Source organism: Klebsiella sp. LTGPAF-6F, assembly GCF_001753185.1.
Classification (GTDB): domain Bacteria; phylum Pseudomonadota; class Gammaproteobacteria; order Enterobacterales; family Enterobacteriaceae; genus Klebsiella; species Klebsiella michiganensis.
The window spans coordinates 1,059,385-1,075,014 of the sequence record NZ_CP017450.1 but is presented as its reverse complement, the minus strand read 5'-3'; the positions used below and the strand labels follow the sequence as shown (position 1 = coordinate 1,075,014).

Genomic DNA, 15,630 nt, shown 5'->3' with positions numbered 1-15,630 from the left:
TTTTTCTGAGGTGCAAAGTGTTGAAAAAATTACTCCCCCTGCTGGCGCTGGTCGCCGCGCCCGTTTTTGCCAAACCGCTGCTCACCGTTTATACCTACGACTCGTTCTCCGCCGACTGGGGCCCGGGCCCGGCGGTTAAAAAAGCCTTTGAAGCCGACTGCGGCTGCGAGCTGAAGTTCGTGGCGCTGGAAGATGGCGTCTCGCTGCTCAACCGCCTGCGAATGGAAGGCAAAAACAGCAAAGCCGACGTGGTGCTGGGGCTGGATAACAACCTGCTGGAAGCCGCTTCGCAAAGCAAGCTGTTCGCCAAAAGCGGCGTCCCGGCCAGCGCGGTCAACGTGCCCGGCGGCTGGGACAACGACACCTTCGTGCCGTTCGATTACGGCTACTTCGCCTTTGTTTACGATAAAAACAAGCTGAAAAATCCGCCGAAAAGCCTGAAAGAGCTGGTTGAGGGCGAGCAAAAATGGCGGGTGATTTATGAAGATCCGCGCACCAGTACGCCGGGCCTGGGCCTGCTGCTGTGGATGCAAAAAGTCTACGGCGATAAAGCGCCGGAAGCCTGGCAGAAGCTGGCGGCGAAAACCGTTACCGTTACCAAGGGCTGGAGCGAAGCCTACGGCCTGTTCCTGAAAGGCGAAAGCGATCTGGTGCTGAGCTACACCACCTCCCCGGCTTACCACATTATCGAAGAGAAAAAAGATAACTACGCCGCGGCAAATTTCGCTGAAGGCCACTACCTGCAGGTTGAGGTAGCCGCCCGCACCGCGGCCAGCAAACAGCCGGAGCTGGCGGAAAAGTTCCTTAAATTTATGGTATCGCCGGGCTTCCAGAACGCGATCCCCACCGGCAACTGGATGTATCCGGTGACGACGGTTGCGCTTCCGGCAGGCTTTGACGCGCTGATGAAACCGCAAACGACCCTCGAATTCACACCGCAACAGGTGGCCGCCGAACGTCAGAACTGGATTAGCGCATGGCAACGCGCCGTCAGCCGCTAGCTTTCGGCTGGCTCCTGCCGGGACTCACGGCGGCCATCGTGCTGGTCGTCGTGGCGCTGGCCGCCTTTCTGGCGCTATGGTTCAGCGCTCCGGAGACCTCCTGGAACGCGCTTATCCGCGACAGCTATCTCTGGCACGTGGTGCGTTTCTCCTTCTGGCAGGCCTTCCTTTCCGCGCTTTTTTCGGTGCTACCGGCGATATTCCTCGCCCGCGCCCTGTACCGGCGGCGCTTCCCCGGGCGCACGCTGCTGCTGCGCCTTTGCGCGATGACCTTAATTCTGCCGGTACTGGTGGCGGTCTTTGGCATTCTTAGCGTCTACGGTCGTCAGGGCTGGCTGGCCCAGCTATGCCACGTTTTTGGCTGGCAGTGGGAATTCTCGCCCTACGGGCTACAGGGGATCCTGCTGGCGCACGTATTCTTTAATATGCCGATGGCCACGCGCCTGCTGCTGCAGACGCTGGAAAATATCCCCGGCGAACAGCGGCAAATCGCCGCCCAGCTCGGCATGCGCGGCTACGTCTTCTTCCGGCTGGTCGAGTGGCCGTGGCTGCGCCGGCAAATTCCACCGGTCGCGGCGCTGATCTTTATGCTCTGTTTCGCCAGCTTTGCGACCGTGCTGTCGCTGGGCGGCGGCCCACGGGCGACCACCATCGAACTGGCGATTTACCAGGCCCTTAATTTCGACTACGACCCGGCGCGCGCGGCGATGCTGGCGCTTATCCAGATGGTCTGCTGCCTCGGGCTGGTGCTGCTTAGCCAGCGCCTGAGTAAAGCCCTCGCCATCGGGGCCAGCCATATTCGCGGCTGGCGCGATCCCGACGACCGGCTGTACAGCCGGCTGTGCGACGCGGCGCTGATTGGCGCGGCGCTTTTACTACTGCTGCCGCCGCTGCTGGCGGTGATAGGCGACGGGCTGAACAGCAATCTGCTGAGCGTGCTGCATCAGCCGGCGCTGTGGCAGGCGCTGTGGACGTCGCTGCGTATCGCGCTTGCCGCCGGGCTCTTAAGCGTCATCCTTACCATGATGCTGCTCTGGAGCAGCCGCGAGCTTCGCGCCCGCCGTCACCCTCTGGCCGGTCAGGCGCTTGAGCTGAGCGGGATGCTGATCCTCGCCATGCCGGGCATCGTGCTGGCCACCGGTTTCTTCCTGTTGCTCAATAACAGCGTGGGCCTGCCCGAGTCCGCCGACGGTATCGTGATTTTCACCAATGCGCTGATGGCAATCCCCTATGCGCTCAAGGTACTGGAAAATCCGATGCGCGATATCGCCGCCCGCTACGGCACCCTCTGCCAGTCGCTGGGGATGCACGGCTTCACCCGCCTTCGGGTGGTTGAGCTTCGCGCTTTAAAGCGGCCGCTGGCCCAGGCGCTGGCCTTCGCCTGCGTGCTATCGATTGGCGATTTCGGCGTCGTGGCGCTGTTCGGCAACGAAGATTTCCGTACGCTGCCCTTTTATCTGTATCAGCAAATTGGTTCTTACCGTAGCCAGGACGGCGCCGTGACCGCCCTTCTGCTTCTGCTGCTGTGCTTTTTACTCTTTAGCGTGATTGAAAAACTTCCGGGACGCGATGCTAAAACTGAATGATGTGACCTGGCTTTACCAGCATCTGCCGATGCGTTTTACGCTTTCCGTCGAACGCGGTGAGCGCATCGCGGTTCTTGGCCCGAGCGGGGCCGGAAAAAGCACGCTGCTGAACCTGATTGCCGGTTTTTTAACGCCCGCCAGCGGCAGTATCGCGCTCGACGGCCAGCCCCATACCCACACGCCGCCCGCGCGTCGTCCGGTATCGATGCTGTTTCAGGAAAATAATCTGTTCAACCATCTCACCATCCGCCAGAACATTGCGCTGGGAATGCACCCGGGGCTCAAGCTGAACGCGGATCAATCCGCCCATCTGCAGGCGATTGCCGGGCAGATGGGGATTGACGCGATGTTAGAGCGGCTGCCGGGCGAGCTTTCCGGCGGCCAGCGCCAGCGTGCGGCGCTGGCGCGCTGTCTGGTGCGCCAGCAGCCGGTACTGCTGCTGGATGAGCCCTTCTCGGCGCTCGATCCCGCGCTGAGGCTGGAGATGCTGACGCTGGTTGCCGACGTCTGCCAGCAGCGGCAGCTGACGCTGCTGATGGTCTCGCACAGCGTGGAAGATGCGGCGCGCATCGCGCCGCGGTCGGTGGTCGTGGCTGAGGGACGCATTGCCTGGGATGGCGCGACAGCCGCGCTGCTCAGCGGCAACAGCAGCGCCTCGGCGCTGCTGGGAATTAGCGCAAAATAACCTTATGCAGGATGTCGAGATAGACCGGCATCAGCGGATGACGGAAGACAAACACCAGCGCTGCGCCGGCGGCGCACACCATGAGCGGAGCGAGCCACAGCAGGCGCGAACGCGGCAGAAAACGGGTGAGACGATCGCCAGCGCTTTTGGCGCTGCGCCACAGCCGCCAGCATAGCCACGCCGCCAGCCACGCCAGCAGCGCCGCCCCCAGCAGCAGCCACTTAAAGCTGGCGCTATTCTCATCGGCCGGGATATCAATGGCCGCCCCGGCAAGGATTCCCGGTAAGAAGTAGAGCGGCGGCCACAGCAGGCAGCCGATGATATTCGGCGGGATGAACTTCGCGACCGGCAGATCGAGCATTCCGGCGACCATCGGCACCAGCGGACGCGTTGGCCCGACAAAGCGGCCAATCAGAATCGTAAACATGCTGTGCTGATGCAGCGCATGTTCGGTTTTATCCAGCAGCGCTTTGTTTTTCTTCAAAAAAGACCAGCGATGCAGCGGCTTTTTAAACCGCCAGCCAAGCCAGAATGAAATCCAGTCGCCGAGAAAACAGCCGATAATCCCCGCCAGCCACGCCTGCCAGAAGTTAACCTCGCCGCTGCCGATCAGCGCCCCCAATCCGGCCATCATCACCGTTCCCGGTAAGATAAGCCCCACCAGCGCCAGCGACTCGAGGAAGGCGACCAGCAGAACGGCTATCAGAGAATAGACCGTGGATTGAGTAATAAAGTGTTCCAGCAATGCTTGCATAATGTACCCGGTTTAAAAACGAAGCACGGATTCTCCGGAGCCGTTCATACTTCGTCAAGCCATCATTTGTTTGTATAGTTTACTGGCTGTGTTAAAAATCCGGGCCATCATTTCACTTTCTTTACTTTTTATTCACACCCTGCGCGAAACTCGCTCGGGCTGGCGCCGGTGCATTTCTTAAACACGCGCGAAAAGTAGAGCTGGTCCTCAAAACCGACGTTACGGCCAACGGTCGCGATCGGCATCCGCGTCGTGCTCAGCAGCAGCTTAGCCTGGCTAATGCGCTGATCCTCCCGCCACCCCAGTACGCTGATCCCCAGCTGCTGGCGGAACAGATGCGACAGGCGCGACGGCGACAGGCACACGTGCTGGGCGACGCTGGCAATATCGAAATGGCTGTCCGCCAGATGATCGCTGATGTACTGGCAGGCATCGCGCACCCGGTTATCCAGCGGCGGATGCAGCGATTCGTTGATAGCTTCCATGCGCCTGAGCAGCAGCTGCTCCATAAGATTGATCGCCAGCAGCTCGGAGTAACGCCCGGCGCCCTGCCCGGCTTCCACAATCTGCCCGAACAGTTCGCCAAAGCGCGCCTGCCACTGCTCATCCGGGCGGAAAAAGCCGGTCTGGGCAAAAATCGTTGGCCAGTTAAGCCATTCATGCCAGTAGGCGCGCGGCCGGAAATAGACCCACTGGTGATACCACTCGCGGGCATCGGGATGGCGGCCATAATGGTGAATCTCTCCCGGCGGGAACAGCAGCATATCGCCAGGCCGGCAGATAAACTGCTCCCCCGTGGTTATTGATCACCCCCTTCGCCGCGAATCGTCAGATTAAGGATATAGCCCTTCATGCCCAGCGGACGGTCAATAAAGAAATCAAGATAGCCATCGGCTTCAATTGGCGTCAGGCCCGTCACCAGATGGGCGTTAAAAGAGTAACCCGGCAACAAAGGATCGTTTTGCGTTTCGGCCATAAACTCTGCTCTCCAGGAGACATTAAGGACACCAATTGTCCATACCTTGTATTTTATCCTCTGGCTGGTCGCTCATGCTGCGACGCGGGTTAGAAAATGAATTAAAACCCGCCTCTTCTCGATAAAAACTGAGCACGGCGCACAGTTCAGGCGCTTTCAGCGCATAACTGAAGTGTCTATAAAGACGGCAGGAAAGTCCACATTGAATATTTGCACGGCGTCACACTTTGCGACGTCACAGCAATATAGTCCATAAGATTAGCGAATACGGCCTGACGGTTTTCAGCCCAGATATCTACTGTTTCACCATGAATGATTTTTAGCATGGAGTAACAGTATGGCAATTGCGATTGGCCTCGATTTTGGCAGTGATTCAGTACGCGCCCTGGCGGTAGAGTGCGCGACCGGCGAAGAGCTCGCCGCAGGCGTCGAGTGGTATCCGCGCTGGCAGGAGGGGCTATTTTGCGATGGTCCGAACAACCAGTTCCGCCATCATCCACGCGACTATATCGAATCAATGGAAGCCGCGCTGAAAAGCGTCCTCACATCCCTTAGCGCCGAACAGCGCGCTGCCGTGGTGGGTATCGGCGTTGACAGCACCGGCTCCACCCCCGCGCCCATCGACGCCGACGGCAACGTGCTGGCGCTGCGCGACGAGTTCGCCAGCAACCCCAACGCCATGTTCGTGCTGTGGAAGGACCATACCGCGGTGGAGGAGGCGGAGGAGATTACCCGCCTGTGTCACCTGCCGGGCAAAGAGGATTACTCCCGCTATATCGGCGGTATCTACTCCAGCGAATGGTTCTGGGCCAAGATCCTCCACGTGACCCGCCAGGACAGCGCCGTCGCCGAGGCCGCCGCGTCGTGGATTGAGCTGTGCGACTGGGTGCCGGCCCTGCTTTCCGGGACCACCCGCCCGCAGGATATTCGTCGCGGCCGCTGCAGCGCCGGGCACAAATCCCTTTGGCATGAAAGCTGGGGCGGACTGCCGCCTGCCGGTTTCTTCGATGAACTCGACCCGATAATCAACCAGAGCCTGGCCTACCCGATGTTCAGCGATACCTGGACTGCGGATATCCCGGTCGGCACGCTCACCGCCGAATGGGCCGCGCGCCTGGGCCTGCCGCAAACCGTCGCCATCTCCGGCGGCGCATTCGACTGCCATATGGGCGCCGTCGGCGCCGGTGCGCAGCCAAACGCGCTGGTCAAAGTTATCGGCACCTCCACCTGCGACATTCTGATCGCCGATAAACAGAGCGTTGGCGAGCGCACGGTGCAAGGGATTTGCGGCCAGGTCGACGGCAGCGTCGTGCCTGACTTTATCGGTATGGAAGCGGGGCAATCCGCTTTTGGCGACATCTACGCCTGGTTTGGCCGCATTCTCGGCTGGCCGCTGGAGCAGCTGGCGCAGGCCCACCCGGAACTCAAAGAGCAGATCAAAGCCAGCCAGAAACAGCTGCTGCCCGCGCTGACCGACGCATGGGCAAAAAATCCGTCTCTTGACCACCTGCCGGTGGTGCTGGACTGGTTTAACGGCCGCCGTACGCCGAATGCCAACCAGCGTCTGAAAGGGGTCATTACCGATCTGAACCTCGCCACCGACGCCCCGGCGCTGTTCGGCGGACTGATTGCCGCCACCGCTTTTGGCGCCCGCGCCATTATGGAGTGCTTCACCGAACAGGGGATCCCGGTCAATAACGTGATGGCGCTCGGCGGCATCGCGCGCAAAAACCCGGTGATCATGCAGGCCTGCTGCGATGTGCTGAATCGCCCGCTGCAAATCGTCGCGTCCGATCAGTGCTGCGCCCTGGGCGCGGCTATCTTCGCCGCCGTTGCCGCCGGCGTATACCGCGATATCCCTGCCGCGCAGGAAAACATGGCCAGCCAGGTGGAAAGTACCCTGCAGCCTCGTCCGGCGCAGGCGCAACGCTTCGAACAACTCTATCAGCGCTACCAGCAGTGGTCGCTCAGCGCGGAACAACGTTATCTCCCTTCGACTGCAAAAGCGGAATCCGCGCCGCAATCTCAGGCAGCCCTCACCCATTAAGGACATGAAAATGACGATTTTTAATAACTATGAAGTGTGGTTCGTTATCGGTAGCCAGCATCTGTACGGCCCTGAAGCGCTACGTCAGGTGACAAAGCACGCAGAACATGTGGTGAACAGCCTGAATGCGGAAGCCAAACTGCCGTGCAAACTGGTGCTTAAGCCGCTGGGTACCACGCCGGATGAGATCACCCATATCTGCCGCGACGCAAACTACGATGATAAGTGCGCCGGGATGGTGGTGTGGCTGCATACCTTCTCGCCGGCGAAAATGTGGATCAATGGCCTCACGATCCTGAATAAACCGCTGATGCAGTTCCATACCCAGTTCAACGCGGCCCTGCCGTGGGACAGCATCGATATGGACTTTATGAACCTGAACCAGACCGCCCACGGCGGCCGCGAATTTGGCTTCATCGGCGCCCGCATGCGTCAGCAGCACAGCGTGGTGACCGGCCACTGGCAGGATAAAGAAGCCCATCAGCGCATCGGCGCGTGGATGCGCCAGGCGGTCTCTAAACAGGATACCCGCCACCTGAAAGTGTGCCGTTTCGGCGATAACATGCGCGAAGTGGCGGTCACCGACGGAGATAAAGTCGCCGCGCAGATTAAGTTTGGCTTCTCGGTTAACACCTGGGCGGTGGGCGATCTGGTGCAGGTCGTCAATGCGGTCACCGACGGTGAAATCAGCGCCCTGGTGGATGAGTATGAAAGCAGCTATCGCCTGACCCCCGCGGTGCAAATCCACGGCGATAAGCGGCAGAACCTTCTCGATGCCGCGCGCATTGAGCTGGGGATGAAGCGCTTCCTGGAACAGGGCGGCTTCCACGCGTTCACCACCACCTTTGAAGATTTACACGGCCTGAAACAGCTTCCGGGTCTCGCCGTGCAGCGTCTGATGCAGCAGGGCTACGGCTTTGCGGGCGAGGGCGACTGGAAAACCGCCGCTCTGCTTCGCATCATGAAGGTGATGGCAACCGGTCTGCAGGGCGGCACCTCCTTTATGGAGGATTACACCTACCACTTCGAGAAAGGCAACGATCTGGCGCTGGGCTCGCATATGCTGGAAGTCTGCCCGACCATCGCCACCCCTGAAAAACCGATTCTCGACGTGCAGCCGCTGGGCATCGGCGGGAAAGCCGATCCGGCGCGCATCATCTTTAACACCCAGACCGGCCCGGCGATCGTCGCCAGCCTGATCGATCTCGGCGATCGCTATCGTCTGCTGGTGAACACCATTGAAACGGTGAAAACGCCGCACGAACTGCCGAAGCTGCCGGTGGCCAACGCCTTGTGGAAAGCGCATCCGGATCTGCGCACCGCGTCCGAAGCCTGGATCATCGCCGGCGGCGCGCACCACACCGTCTTCAGCCATGCGCTCACCCTCGACGATATGCGCCAGTTTGCCGAGCTGCAGGATATCGAGCTGACCGTGATTGATAACGAAACCCGTCTGCCCTCCTTCAAGGACGCGCTGCGCTGGAACGAAGTGTATTACGGTTCAAAACGCTAAGGGCCGTCCCTTCACCCTCTCCCTGAGGGTGCGGGTGAGGGGAACTGACTCGCCAGCAATTCGGAGCACAGTATGTTAGAAGATCTCAAACGCCAGGTTCTCGAAGCCAACCTGGCCCTGCCAAAGCACAATCTGGTTACCCTCACCTGGGGCAACGTCAGCGCCGTCGACCGTGAACGGGGCGTGCTGGTGATTAAACCCTCCGGCGTCGACTACAGCGTCATGACCGCCGAGGATATGGTGGTGGTCAGCCTGGAGACCGGCGACGTGGTGGAAGGCAAGAAAAAGCCCTCTTCGGATACGCCAACCCACCGTCTGCTGTATCAGGCATTCCCGACGCTGGGCGGCATTGTTCATACTCATTCGCGTCACGCCACCATCTGGGCGCAGGCCGGACAGTCGATTCCCGCTACCGGCACCACCCACGCCGACTATTTCTACGGCGCGGTCCCCTGTACCCGTTTGATGACCGACGATGAGATCAACGGCGAGTACGAGTGGCAAACCGGCGAAGTGATCGTTGAAACCTTCCGTGAGAAAGGCATCGATCCGGCGCAAATGCCCGGCGTGCTGGTGCACTCGCACGGCCCGTTTGCCTGGGGGAAAAACGCCGAAGACGCGGTGCATAACGCTATCGTGCTGGAAGAGATCGCCTATATGGGCATCTTCTGCCGCCAGCTGGCGCCGCAGCTGCCGGAGATGCAGCAAACGCTGCTGGATAAACACTATCTACGCAAGCACGGCGCGAAAGCCTATTACGGGCAGTAAAGCCGCAGCATTCCCGGCTCGCGCTGCGCTTAGCGGGGCTACAGGCTGGTAGCCCGGCTAAGTCCGGGAAACAGCGCGCCACACCTGTATAAAACCCCAGCATCATTTGGTGAACCAGGCTATAATCAGGCCTGGTTTTTACTGATGAGAGCACGGCGTGACGCAGCCACGAGCAGGTTTTTTACTCACCCGTCACTGGCGGGATACCCCGCAGGGCACCGAACTGACATTCTGGCTGGCGACCGATGACGGCCCGCTTGAGGTCACCCTGCCGCCGCAGGAATCCGTCGCGTTCATTCCCGAATCGCAGCGCCCGCAGGCTGAACGCCTGCTGCAGGGCGAAAACGGCCATCGCCTTGCTGCGCTCACTCTGCAAGATTTTCATCGCCAGCGGGTGTTTGGTCTCTACTGCCGCGCTCACCGCCAGCTGATGCGGCTGGAAAAAAAGCTGCGCGAAAACGGCGTCACGGTATATGAAGGCGACGTTCGCCCGCCGGAGCGCTATCTGATGGAGCGCTTTATCACCGCCCCGGTGTGGGTTGAAGGCGAGGCGCGCGGCCAGCGGCTGGTCAACGCGCGGATGAAGCCCAATCCCCACTACCGACCGCCCCTAAAGTGGGTGTCGCTGGACATCGAAACCAGCCGCCACGGCGAGCTCTACTGCATCGGCCTTGAAGGCTGCGGCCAGCGGGTCGTCTATATGTTAGGGCCGGAACCGGCCACCCCGCCTGCCGTCGATTTCGAACTGGAGTACGTCGCCAGCCGCCCGCTGCTGCTGGAAAAGCTTAACGCCTGGTTTGCCGCCCACGACCCGGACGTGCTGATCGGCTGGAACGTGGTGCAGTTTGATTTACGCGTCCTGCAAAAGCACGCCGAGCGCTATCGCATCCCGCTGCTGCTCGGCCGCGGCAACAGCGAACTGGAGTGGCGCGAACACGGTTTTAAGAATGGCGTCTTCTTTGCTCAGGCCAACGGCCGCCTGATTATCGATGGCATCGAGGCGCTGAAATCCGCGTTCTGGAACTTCTCCTCTTTTGCGCTGGAGTCGGTCGCCCGCGAGCTGCTCGGCGAGGGCAAAGCCATTGATAATCCCTGGGATCGGATGGATGAAATCGATCGCCGCTTTCACCAGGATAAACCGGCGCTGGCCACCTATAACCTGCAGGACTGCGAGCTGGTCACGCGCATCTTCCACAAAACCGAGATCATGCCGTTTTTGCTGGAGCGCGCGACGGTCAACGGCCTGCCTGCGGATCGCCACGGCGGTTCGGTAGCCGCCTTCAGCCATCTCTATTTCCCGCGCATGCACCGGCTCGGCTACGTCGCGCCGAACCTCGGTGAAGTGCCGCCGCAGGCCAGCCCCGGCGGCTACGTGATGGACTCCCGCCCCGGCCTCTACGACTCGGTGCTGGTGCTGGACTACAAAAGCCTGTACCCGTCGATTATCCGCACCTTTCTGATCGACCCGGTAGGGCTGGTGGAAGGTCTGGCGCAGCCCGATGACGCTCACAGCACCGAAGGCTTTCTCGGCGCGCGCTTCTCGCGAGAAAGACACTGCCTGCCGGGGATCGTCGGGCAAATCTGGCACGGGCGCGACGAGGCCAAGCAGCATAAAAACAAACCGCTGTCGCAGGCGCTGAAAATCATTATGAACGCCTTCTACGGCGTGCTCGGTACCAGCGCCTGCCGCTTTTTCGATCCGCGTCTGGCCTCATCCATCACCATGCGCGGCCACGCGATTATGCGCCAGACCAAAGCACTGATTGAATCCCAGGGCTATGACGTTATCTACGGCGATACCGACTCCACCTTCGTGTGGCTCAAACGGTCCCACAGCGAAGAGGAAGCCAGCAGCATCGGCCGCTCGCTGGTGGCCTTTGTCAACGAATGGTGGGCGGCGGAGCTGAGCAAAGAGGGGCTTGTCAGCACCCTCGAGCTGGAGTTCGAAACCCACTTCTGCCGCTTTCTCATGCCCACCATTCGCGGCGCGGATACCGGCAGTAAAAAGCGCTACGCCGGGATGATTCAGGAAGGCAGCGAGCAGCGCATGGTGTTTAAAGGGCTGGAGACGGTACGCACCGACTGGACGCCGCTGGCCCAGCAGTTTCAGCAGGAGCTTTATCTGCGCATTTTCCGCCATCAGCCCTATCGCGATTACGTGCGCGAAACCATTGATAAGCTGATGAACGGCGAGCTTGACGATCGGCTGGTCTACCGCAAGCGCCTGCGCCGTCCGCTGGCGGAGTATCAGCGCAACGTGCCGCCGCACGTGCGCGCGGCCAGGCTCGCTGATGAGCAAAACGTCAGGCTGGGCAGGCCGCAGCAGTATCAGCAGCGCGGCAGCATTAAATACGTCTGGACCACCGGCGGGCCGGAGCCGGTGGATTATCAGCAATCACCGCTGGATTATGAACACTATCTTTCTAAGCAATTAGAGCCTGTCGCCGAAGGAATACTTCCCTTTGTCGACGACGATTTTGCTACAATAGTGACGGGGCAGCTGGGGCTATTTTGATTTTTTCTCACTCATTCCGCTGGCGCAAAAGCCGCAAAATGAAGGGTGAGGAGGACGTGACGAACGTTCCGCCATCCAGTAATATAGCGCCCTTTCCATTCCTGGACCCAATTTTGACGTATCTCCGATTCTCCATGGAGATGCTCAACTATTGCCTGCAATCAAAGAACTAAAGAGCCGAACATATATGCCTTTTACACTTGGTCAACGCTGGATTAGCGACACAGAGAGCGAACTGGGATTAGGGACGGTCGTTGCGCTGGACGCGCGCATGGTGACCCTGCTTTTCCCCGCCATCGGCGAAAACCGTCTGTACGCACGCAACGACTCCCCAATCACCCGCGTGATGTTTAACCCGGGCGATACCATCACCAGCCACGAAGGCTGGCAACTCCAGGTTGACGAAGTTAATGAAGAGAACGGTCTGCTGGCCTACACCGGCACCCGCCTCGATACCCAGGAAGCCAACGTTACCCTGCGTGAAGTGCTCCTCGACAGCAAGCTGGTCTTCAGCAAACCGCAGGACCGTCTGTTCGCCGGACAGATCGACCGTATGGATCGTTTCGCCCTGCGCTATCGAGCGCGTAAATTCCAGAGCGAACAGTACCGCATGCCGTGGAGCGGCCTGCGCGGCCAGCGCACCAGCCTGATCCCGCATCAGCTGAATATCGCCCACGACGTTGGCCGCCGCCACGCGCCGCGCGTCCTGCTGGCGGATGAAGTAGGTTTAGGTAAAACCATTGAAGCCGGGATGATCCTGCATCAGCAGTTGCTCTCCGGCGCCGCGGAACGCGTTCTGATCGTCGTCCCGGAAACCCTGCAGCACCAGTGGCTGGTGGAAATGCTGCGCCGCTTTAACCTGCGCTTCTCGCTGTTTGACGATGAGCGCTATGCCGAAGCGCAGCACGACGCGATTAACCCGTTCGAAACCGAACAGCTGGTGATCTGTTCGCTGGATTTCGTGCGCCGCAGCAAGCAGCGCCTGGAACACCTGTGCGAAGCCGAATGGGATCTGATGGTCGTTGATGAAGCGCACCACCTAGTCTGGAGCGAAGACGCCCCGAGCCGGGAATATCAGGCGATTGAACAGCTGGCCGAATGCGTGCCGGGCATTCTGCTGCTCACCGCGACGCCGGAGCAGCTGGGAATGGAGAGCCACTTCGCCCGCCTGCGCCTGCTCGACCCCAACCGTTTCCACGACTTCGCCCAGTTTGTTGAAGAGCAGCAGAACTACCGTCCGGTTGCCGACGCGGTCGCCCTGCTGCTGGCCGGTAATAAGCTGAGCGACGCCGATCTGAACGCGCTGAGCGATCTGATCGGCGAACAGGATATTGAACCATTATTGCAGGCCGCCAACAGCGATCGCGATGATGCCCAGGCCGCTCGTCAGGAGCTGGTGTCGATGCTGATGGACCGCCACGGCACCAGCCGCGTGCTGTTCCGCAACACCCGTAACGGTGTCAAAGGTTTCCCGAAACGCGAGCTGCATACGATTCGTCTGCCGCTGCCGACCCAGTACCAGACGGCCATTAAGGTTTCCGGCATTATGGGCGCCCGCAAAACCGCCGAAGAGCGCGCCCGCGACATGCTCTATCCGGAGCAGATTTATCAGGAATTTGAAGGCGATACCGGCACCTGGTGGAACTTCGATCCGCGCGTTGAATGGCTGATGGGCCATCTCACCAGCCACCGCTCGCAGAAAGTACTGGTCATCTGCGCCAAAGCGGCCACCGCGCTGCAGCTGGAGCAGGTCCTGCGCGAGCGCGAAGGCATTCGCGCCGCGGTGTTCCACGAAGGGATGTCGATTATCGAACGCGACCGCGCCGCCGCCTGGTTCGCCGAGGAAGATACCGGCGCTCAGGTGCTGCTGTGTTCTGAGATCGGCTCCGAAGGCCGTAACTTCCAGTTCGCCAGCAATCTGGTGATGTTCGACCTGCCGTTCAACCCGGATCTGCTGGAGCAGCGTATCGGCCGTCTTGACCGTATCGGCCAGGCTCACGATATTCAGATCCACGTTCCCTATCTGGAAAGAACCGCCCAGTCGGTGCTGGTGCGCTGGTATCACGAAGGCCTGGACGCGTTCGAGCACACCTGCCCGACCGGCCGAACCGTCTACGACAGCGTGCATAACGAACTGATCAACTATCTTGCCACGCCGGAAAATACCGACGGCTTTGACGACCTGATCAAAGCCTGCCGCCAGCAGCATGAAGCGCTGAAAGCGCAGCTGGAACAGGGCCGCGACCGTCTGCTGGAGATCCACTCCAACGGCGGAGAAAAAGCCCAGCAGCTTGCGGAAAGCATTGAAGAACAGGATGACGACACCAGCCTGATCGCCTTCTCCATGAACCTGTTTGATATCGTCGGCATCAACCAGGACGATCGCGGTGAGAATCTGATTGTCCTGACCCCCTCCGACCATATGCTGGTCCCGGATTTCCCGGGCCTGCCGGAAGATGGCTGCACCATTACCTTTGAGCGTGACGTCGCCCTGTCCCGCGAAGACGCGCAGTTCATCACCTGGGAGCATCCGCTGATTATCAACGGTCTGGATCTGATCCTCTCCGGCGATACCGGCAGCAGCACCATTTCGCTGCTGAAGAATAAAGCGCTGCCGGTAGGTACTCTGCTGCTGGAGCTGATTTACGTCGTTGAAGCGCAGGCGCCGAAGCATCTGCAGCTCAACCGCTTCCTGCCGCCGACGCCGGTGCGCATGCTGCTCGACAAAAACGGCAACAACCTCGCCGGTCAGGTGGAGTTCGAAAGCTTCAACCGTCAGCTGAGCGCGGTTAACCGCCACACCGGCAGCAAGCTGGTCAACGCCGTCCAGCAGGACGTCCACGCGATTTTACAGCAGGGCGAAGGCCAGGTAGCCAAAGCGGCCCAGGCGCTGATCGACGCCGCGCGTAAAGAAGCCGACGATAAGCTGACGGCCGAGCTGTCGCGCCTTGAAGCGCTGCGCGCCGTGAACCCGAACATCCGCGATGATGAACTGGCGGCTATCGAGAGCAACCGTCAGCAGGTTATGGACGCGCTGGCGCAGGCGGGCTGGCGCCTGGATGCGCTGCGCTTAATCGTGGTCACCCACCAGTAACGGAACGCGAATATGGCGATGGAAAACTACAATCCGCCGCAGGATCCCTGGCTGGTTATTCTCTACCAGGATGAGCACATTATGGTGGTCAACAAGCCAAGCGGCCTGTTGTCCGTGCCGGGCCGGCTTGCCGAGCACAAAGACAGCGTGATGGCGCGCGTTCAGCGCGACTTCCCGCAGGCCGAGTCGGTGCACCGGCTGGATATGGCGACCAGCGGCGTGATTGTGGTGGCCCTGACCAAAGCGGCAGAGCGCGAGCTGAAGCGGCAGTTCCGCGAACGGGAGCCGAAAAAGCAGTACGTCGCCCGCGTCTGGGGGCATCCGGAGAAAACCGAGGGTCTGGTGGATTTACCGCTGATTTGCGACTGGCCGAACCGGCCAAAGCAGAAGGTGTGTTACGAAACCGGCAAAGCGGCGCAAACCGAGTATGAAGTGCTGGAGTTGGCGGCGGACAACACCGCCCGCGTGCGCCTGAAGCCGATTACCGGGCGTTCGCATCAGCTGCGCGTGCATATGCTGGCGCTGGGCCATCCGATTCTTGGCGACCGCTTTTATGCGTCGCCGGAAGCGCTGGCCATGGCGCCGCGTCTGCTGCTGCACGCCGAAACGCTGACCATCACCCACCCCGCTTTCGGTAATACGATGACGTTTCGCGCGCCGATCGACTTCTGACCGTACCTCTCTGTCCCGG

10 protein-coding genes and 1 pseudogene are annotated in these 15,630 nt (G+C 60.4%); 9 read left to right on the top strand and 2 right to left on the bottom strand.

Annotation, left to right across the window (positions count from 1 at the left end; translation table 11 throughout):
• The first annotated feature begins 17 nt into the window (after window positions 1-17).
• Genes thiB through thiQ form a run of 3 tightly spaced genes read left to right on the top strand, consistent with a single transcriptional unit; the run spans window position 18 to window position 3,272 of the window.
• Entirely contained in the window at window positions 18-1,001 is a 984-nt protein-coding gene (gene thiB, locus BJF97_RS05070; RefSeq protein WP_032694431.1) for a thiamine ABC transporter substrate binding subunit, read from the top strand.
• Window positions 977-2,587, top strand: coding sequence for a thiamine/thiamine pyrophosphate ABC transporter permease ThiP (thiP, locus tag BJF97_RS05065; protein ID WP_014837395.1), 1,611 nt, complete (start codon window positions 977-979; stop codon window positions 2,585-2,587). The genes thiB and thiP overlap by 25 nt, the downstream gene beginning before the upstream one ends.
• The gene (thiQ, locus tag BJF97_RS05060) at window positions 2,571-3,272 is read left to right on the top strand and encodes a thiamine ABC transporter ATP-binding protein ThiQ (protein WP_014227903.1); all 702 of its coding nucleotides are present in this window, start codon (window positions 2,571-2,573) and stop codon (window positions 3,270-3,272) included. Before thiP ends, thiQ begins: the two co-directional genes overlap by 17 nt.
• Here the strand turns inward: thiQ and BJF97_RS05055 are convergent.
• Together BJF97_RS05055 and araC are read right to left on the bottom strand one after the other, a co-directional pair.
• On the bottom strand, window positions 3,259-4,026 hold the full coding sequence (locus BJF97_RS05055) for a DedA family protein (protein ID WP_032694432.1): 768 nt from the start codon (window positions 4,024-4,026) through the stop codon (window positions 3,259-3,261). The genes thiQ and BJF97_RS05055 overlap by 14 nt on opposite strands.
• Before the next feature lie 128 nt (window positions 4,027-4,154).
• Window positions 4,155-5,002: pseudogene (araC, locus tag BJF97_RS05050) on the bottom strand (arabinose operon transcriptional regulator AraC).
• 337 nt (window positions 5,003-5,339) lie between these two features.
• Between araC and araB the strand changes: the two are divergent.
• From araB to rluA, 6 genes are all read left to right on the top strand, one after another.
• Window positions 5,340-7,049 (top strand): ribulokinase, encoded by a 1,710-nt coding sequence (gene araB / locus BJF97_RS05045; protein ID WP_032694433.1) that lies wholly within the window; start codon window positions 5,340-5,342, stop codon window positions 7,047-7,049.
• Window positions 7,050-7,059: 10 nt separating this feature from the next.
• Window positions 7,060-8,562 (top strand): L-arabinose isomerase, encoded by a 1,503-nt coding sequence (gene araA / locus BJF97_RS05040; RefSeq protein ID WP_004098541.1) that lies wholly within the window; start codon window positions 7,060-7,062, stop codon window positions 8,560-8,562.
• A gap of 72 nt (window positions 8,563-8,634) precedes the next feature.
• Window positions 8,635-9,330, top strand: a complete 696-nt coding sequence (gene araD / locus BJF97_RS05035; RefSeq protein ID WP_014227900.1) for an L-ribulose-5-phosphate 4-epimerase — start codon at window positions 8,635-8,637, stop codon at window positions 9,328-9,330.
• 157 nt (window positions 9,331-9,487) lie between these two features.
• The gene (gene polB / locus BJF97_RS05030) at window positions 9,488-11,845 is read left to right on the top strand and encodes a DNA polymerase II (protein WP_032694434.1); all 2,358 of its coding nucleotides are present in this window, start codon (window positions 9,488-9,490) and stop codon (window positions 11,843-11,845) included.
• Between the two features lie 187 nt (window positions 11,846-12,032).
• Window positions 12,033-14,939, top strand: a complete 2,907-nt coding sequence (gene rapA / locus BJF97_RS05025) for an RNA polymerase-associated protein RapA (RefSeq protein WP_025106476.1) — start codon at window positions 12,033-12,035, stop codon at window positions 14,937-14,939.
• A gap of 12 nt (window positions 14,940-14,951) precedes the next feature.
• Window positions 14,952-15,611: a bifunctional tRNA pseudouridine(32) synthase/23S rRNA pseudouridine(746) synthase RluA gene (gene rluA / locus BJF97_RS05020; protein WP_004098537.1), complete on the top strand. Its 660-nt coding sequence runs from the start codon at window positions 14,952-14,954 to the stop codon at window positions 15,609-15,611.
• Window positions 15,612-15,630 lie beyond the last annotated feature (19 nt).

Bases quoted from the DNA above. Each gene is read 5' to 3' on its own strand.
- araB (WP_032694433.1), top strand. From the start codon at position 5,340: ATGGCAATTGCGATTGGCCTCGATTTTGGCAGTGATTCAGTACGCGCC.
- araD (WP_014227900.1), top strand. From the start codon at position 8,635: ATGTTAGAAGATCTCAAACGCCAGGTTCTCGAAGCCAACCTGGCCCTG.
- rapA (WP_025106476.1), top strand. From the start codon at position 12,033: ATGCCTTTTACACTTGGTCAACGCTGGATTAGCGACACAGAGAGCGAA.
- araA (WP_004098541.1), top strand. From the start codon at position 7,060: ATGACGATTTTTAATAACTATGAAGTGTGGTTCGTTATCGGTAGCCAG.
- rluA (WP_004098537.1), top strand. From the start codon at position 14,952: ATGGCGATGGAAAACTACAATCCGCCGCAGGATCCCTGGCTGGTTATT.
- thiQ (WP_014227903.1), top strand. From the start codon at position 2,571: ATGCTAAAACTGAATGATGTGACCTGGCTTTACCAGCATCTGCCGATG.
- thiP (WP_014837395.1), top strand. From the start codon at position 977: ATGGCAACGCGCCGTCAGCCGCTAGCTTTCGGCTGGCTCCTGCCGGGA.
- BJF97_RS05055 (WP_032694432.1), bottom strand. From the start codon at position 4,026: ATGCAAGCATTGCTGGAACACTTTATTACTCAATCCACGGTCTATTCT.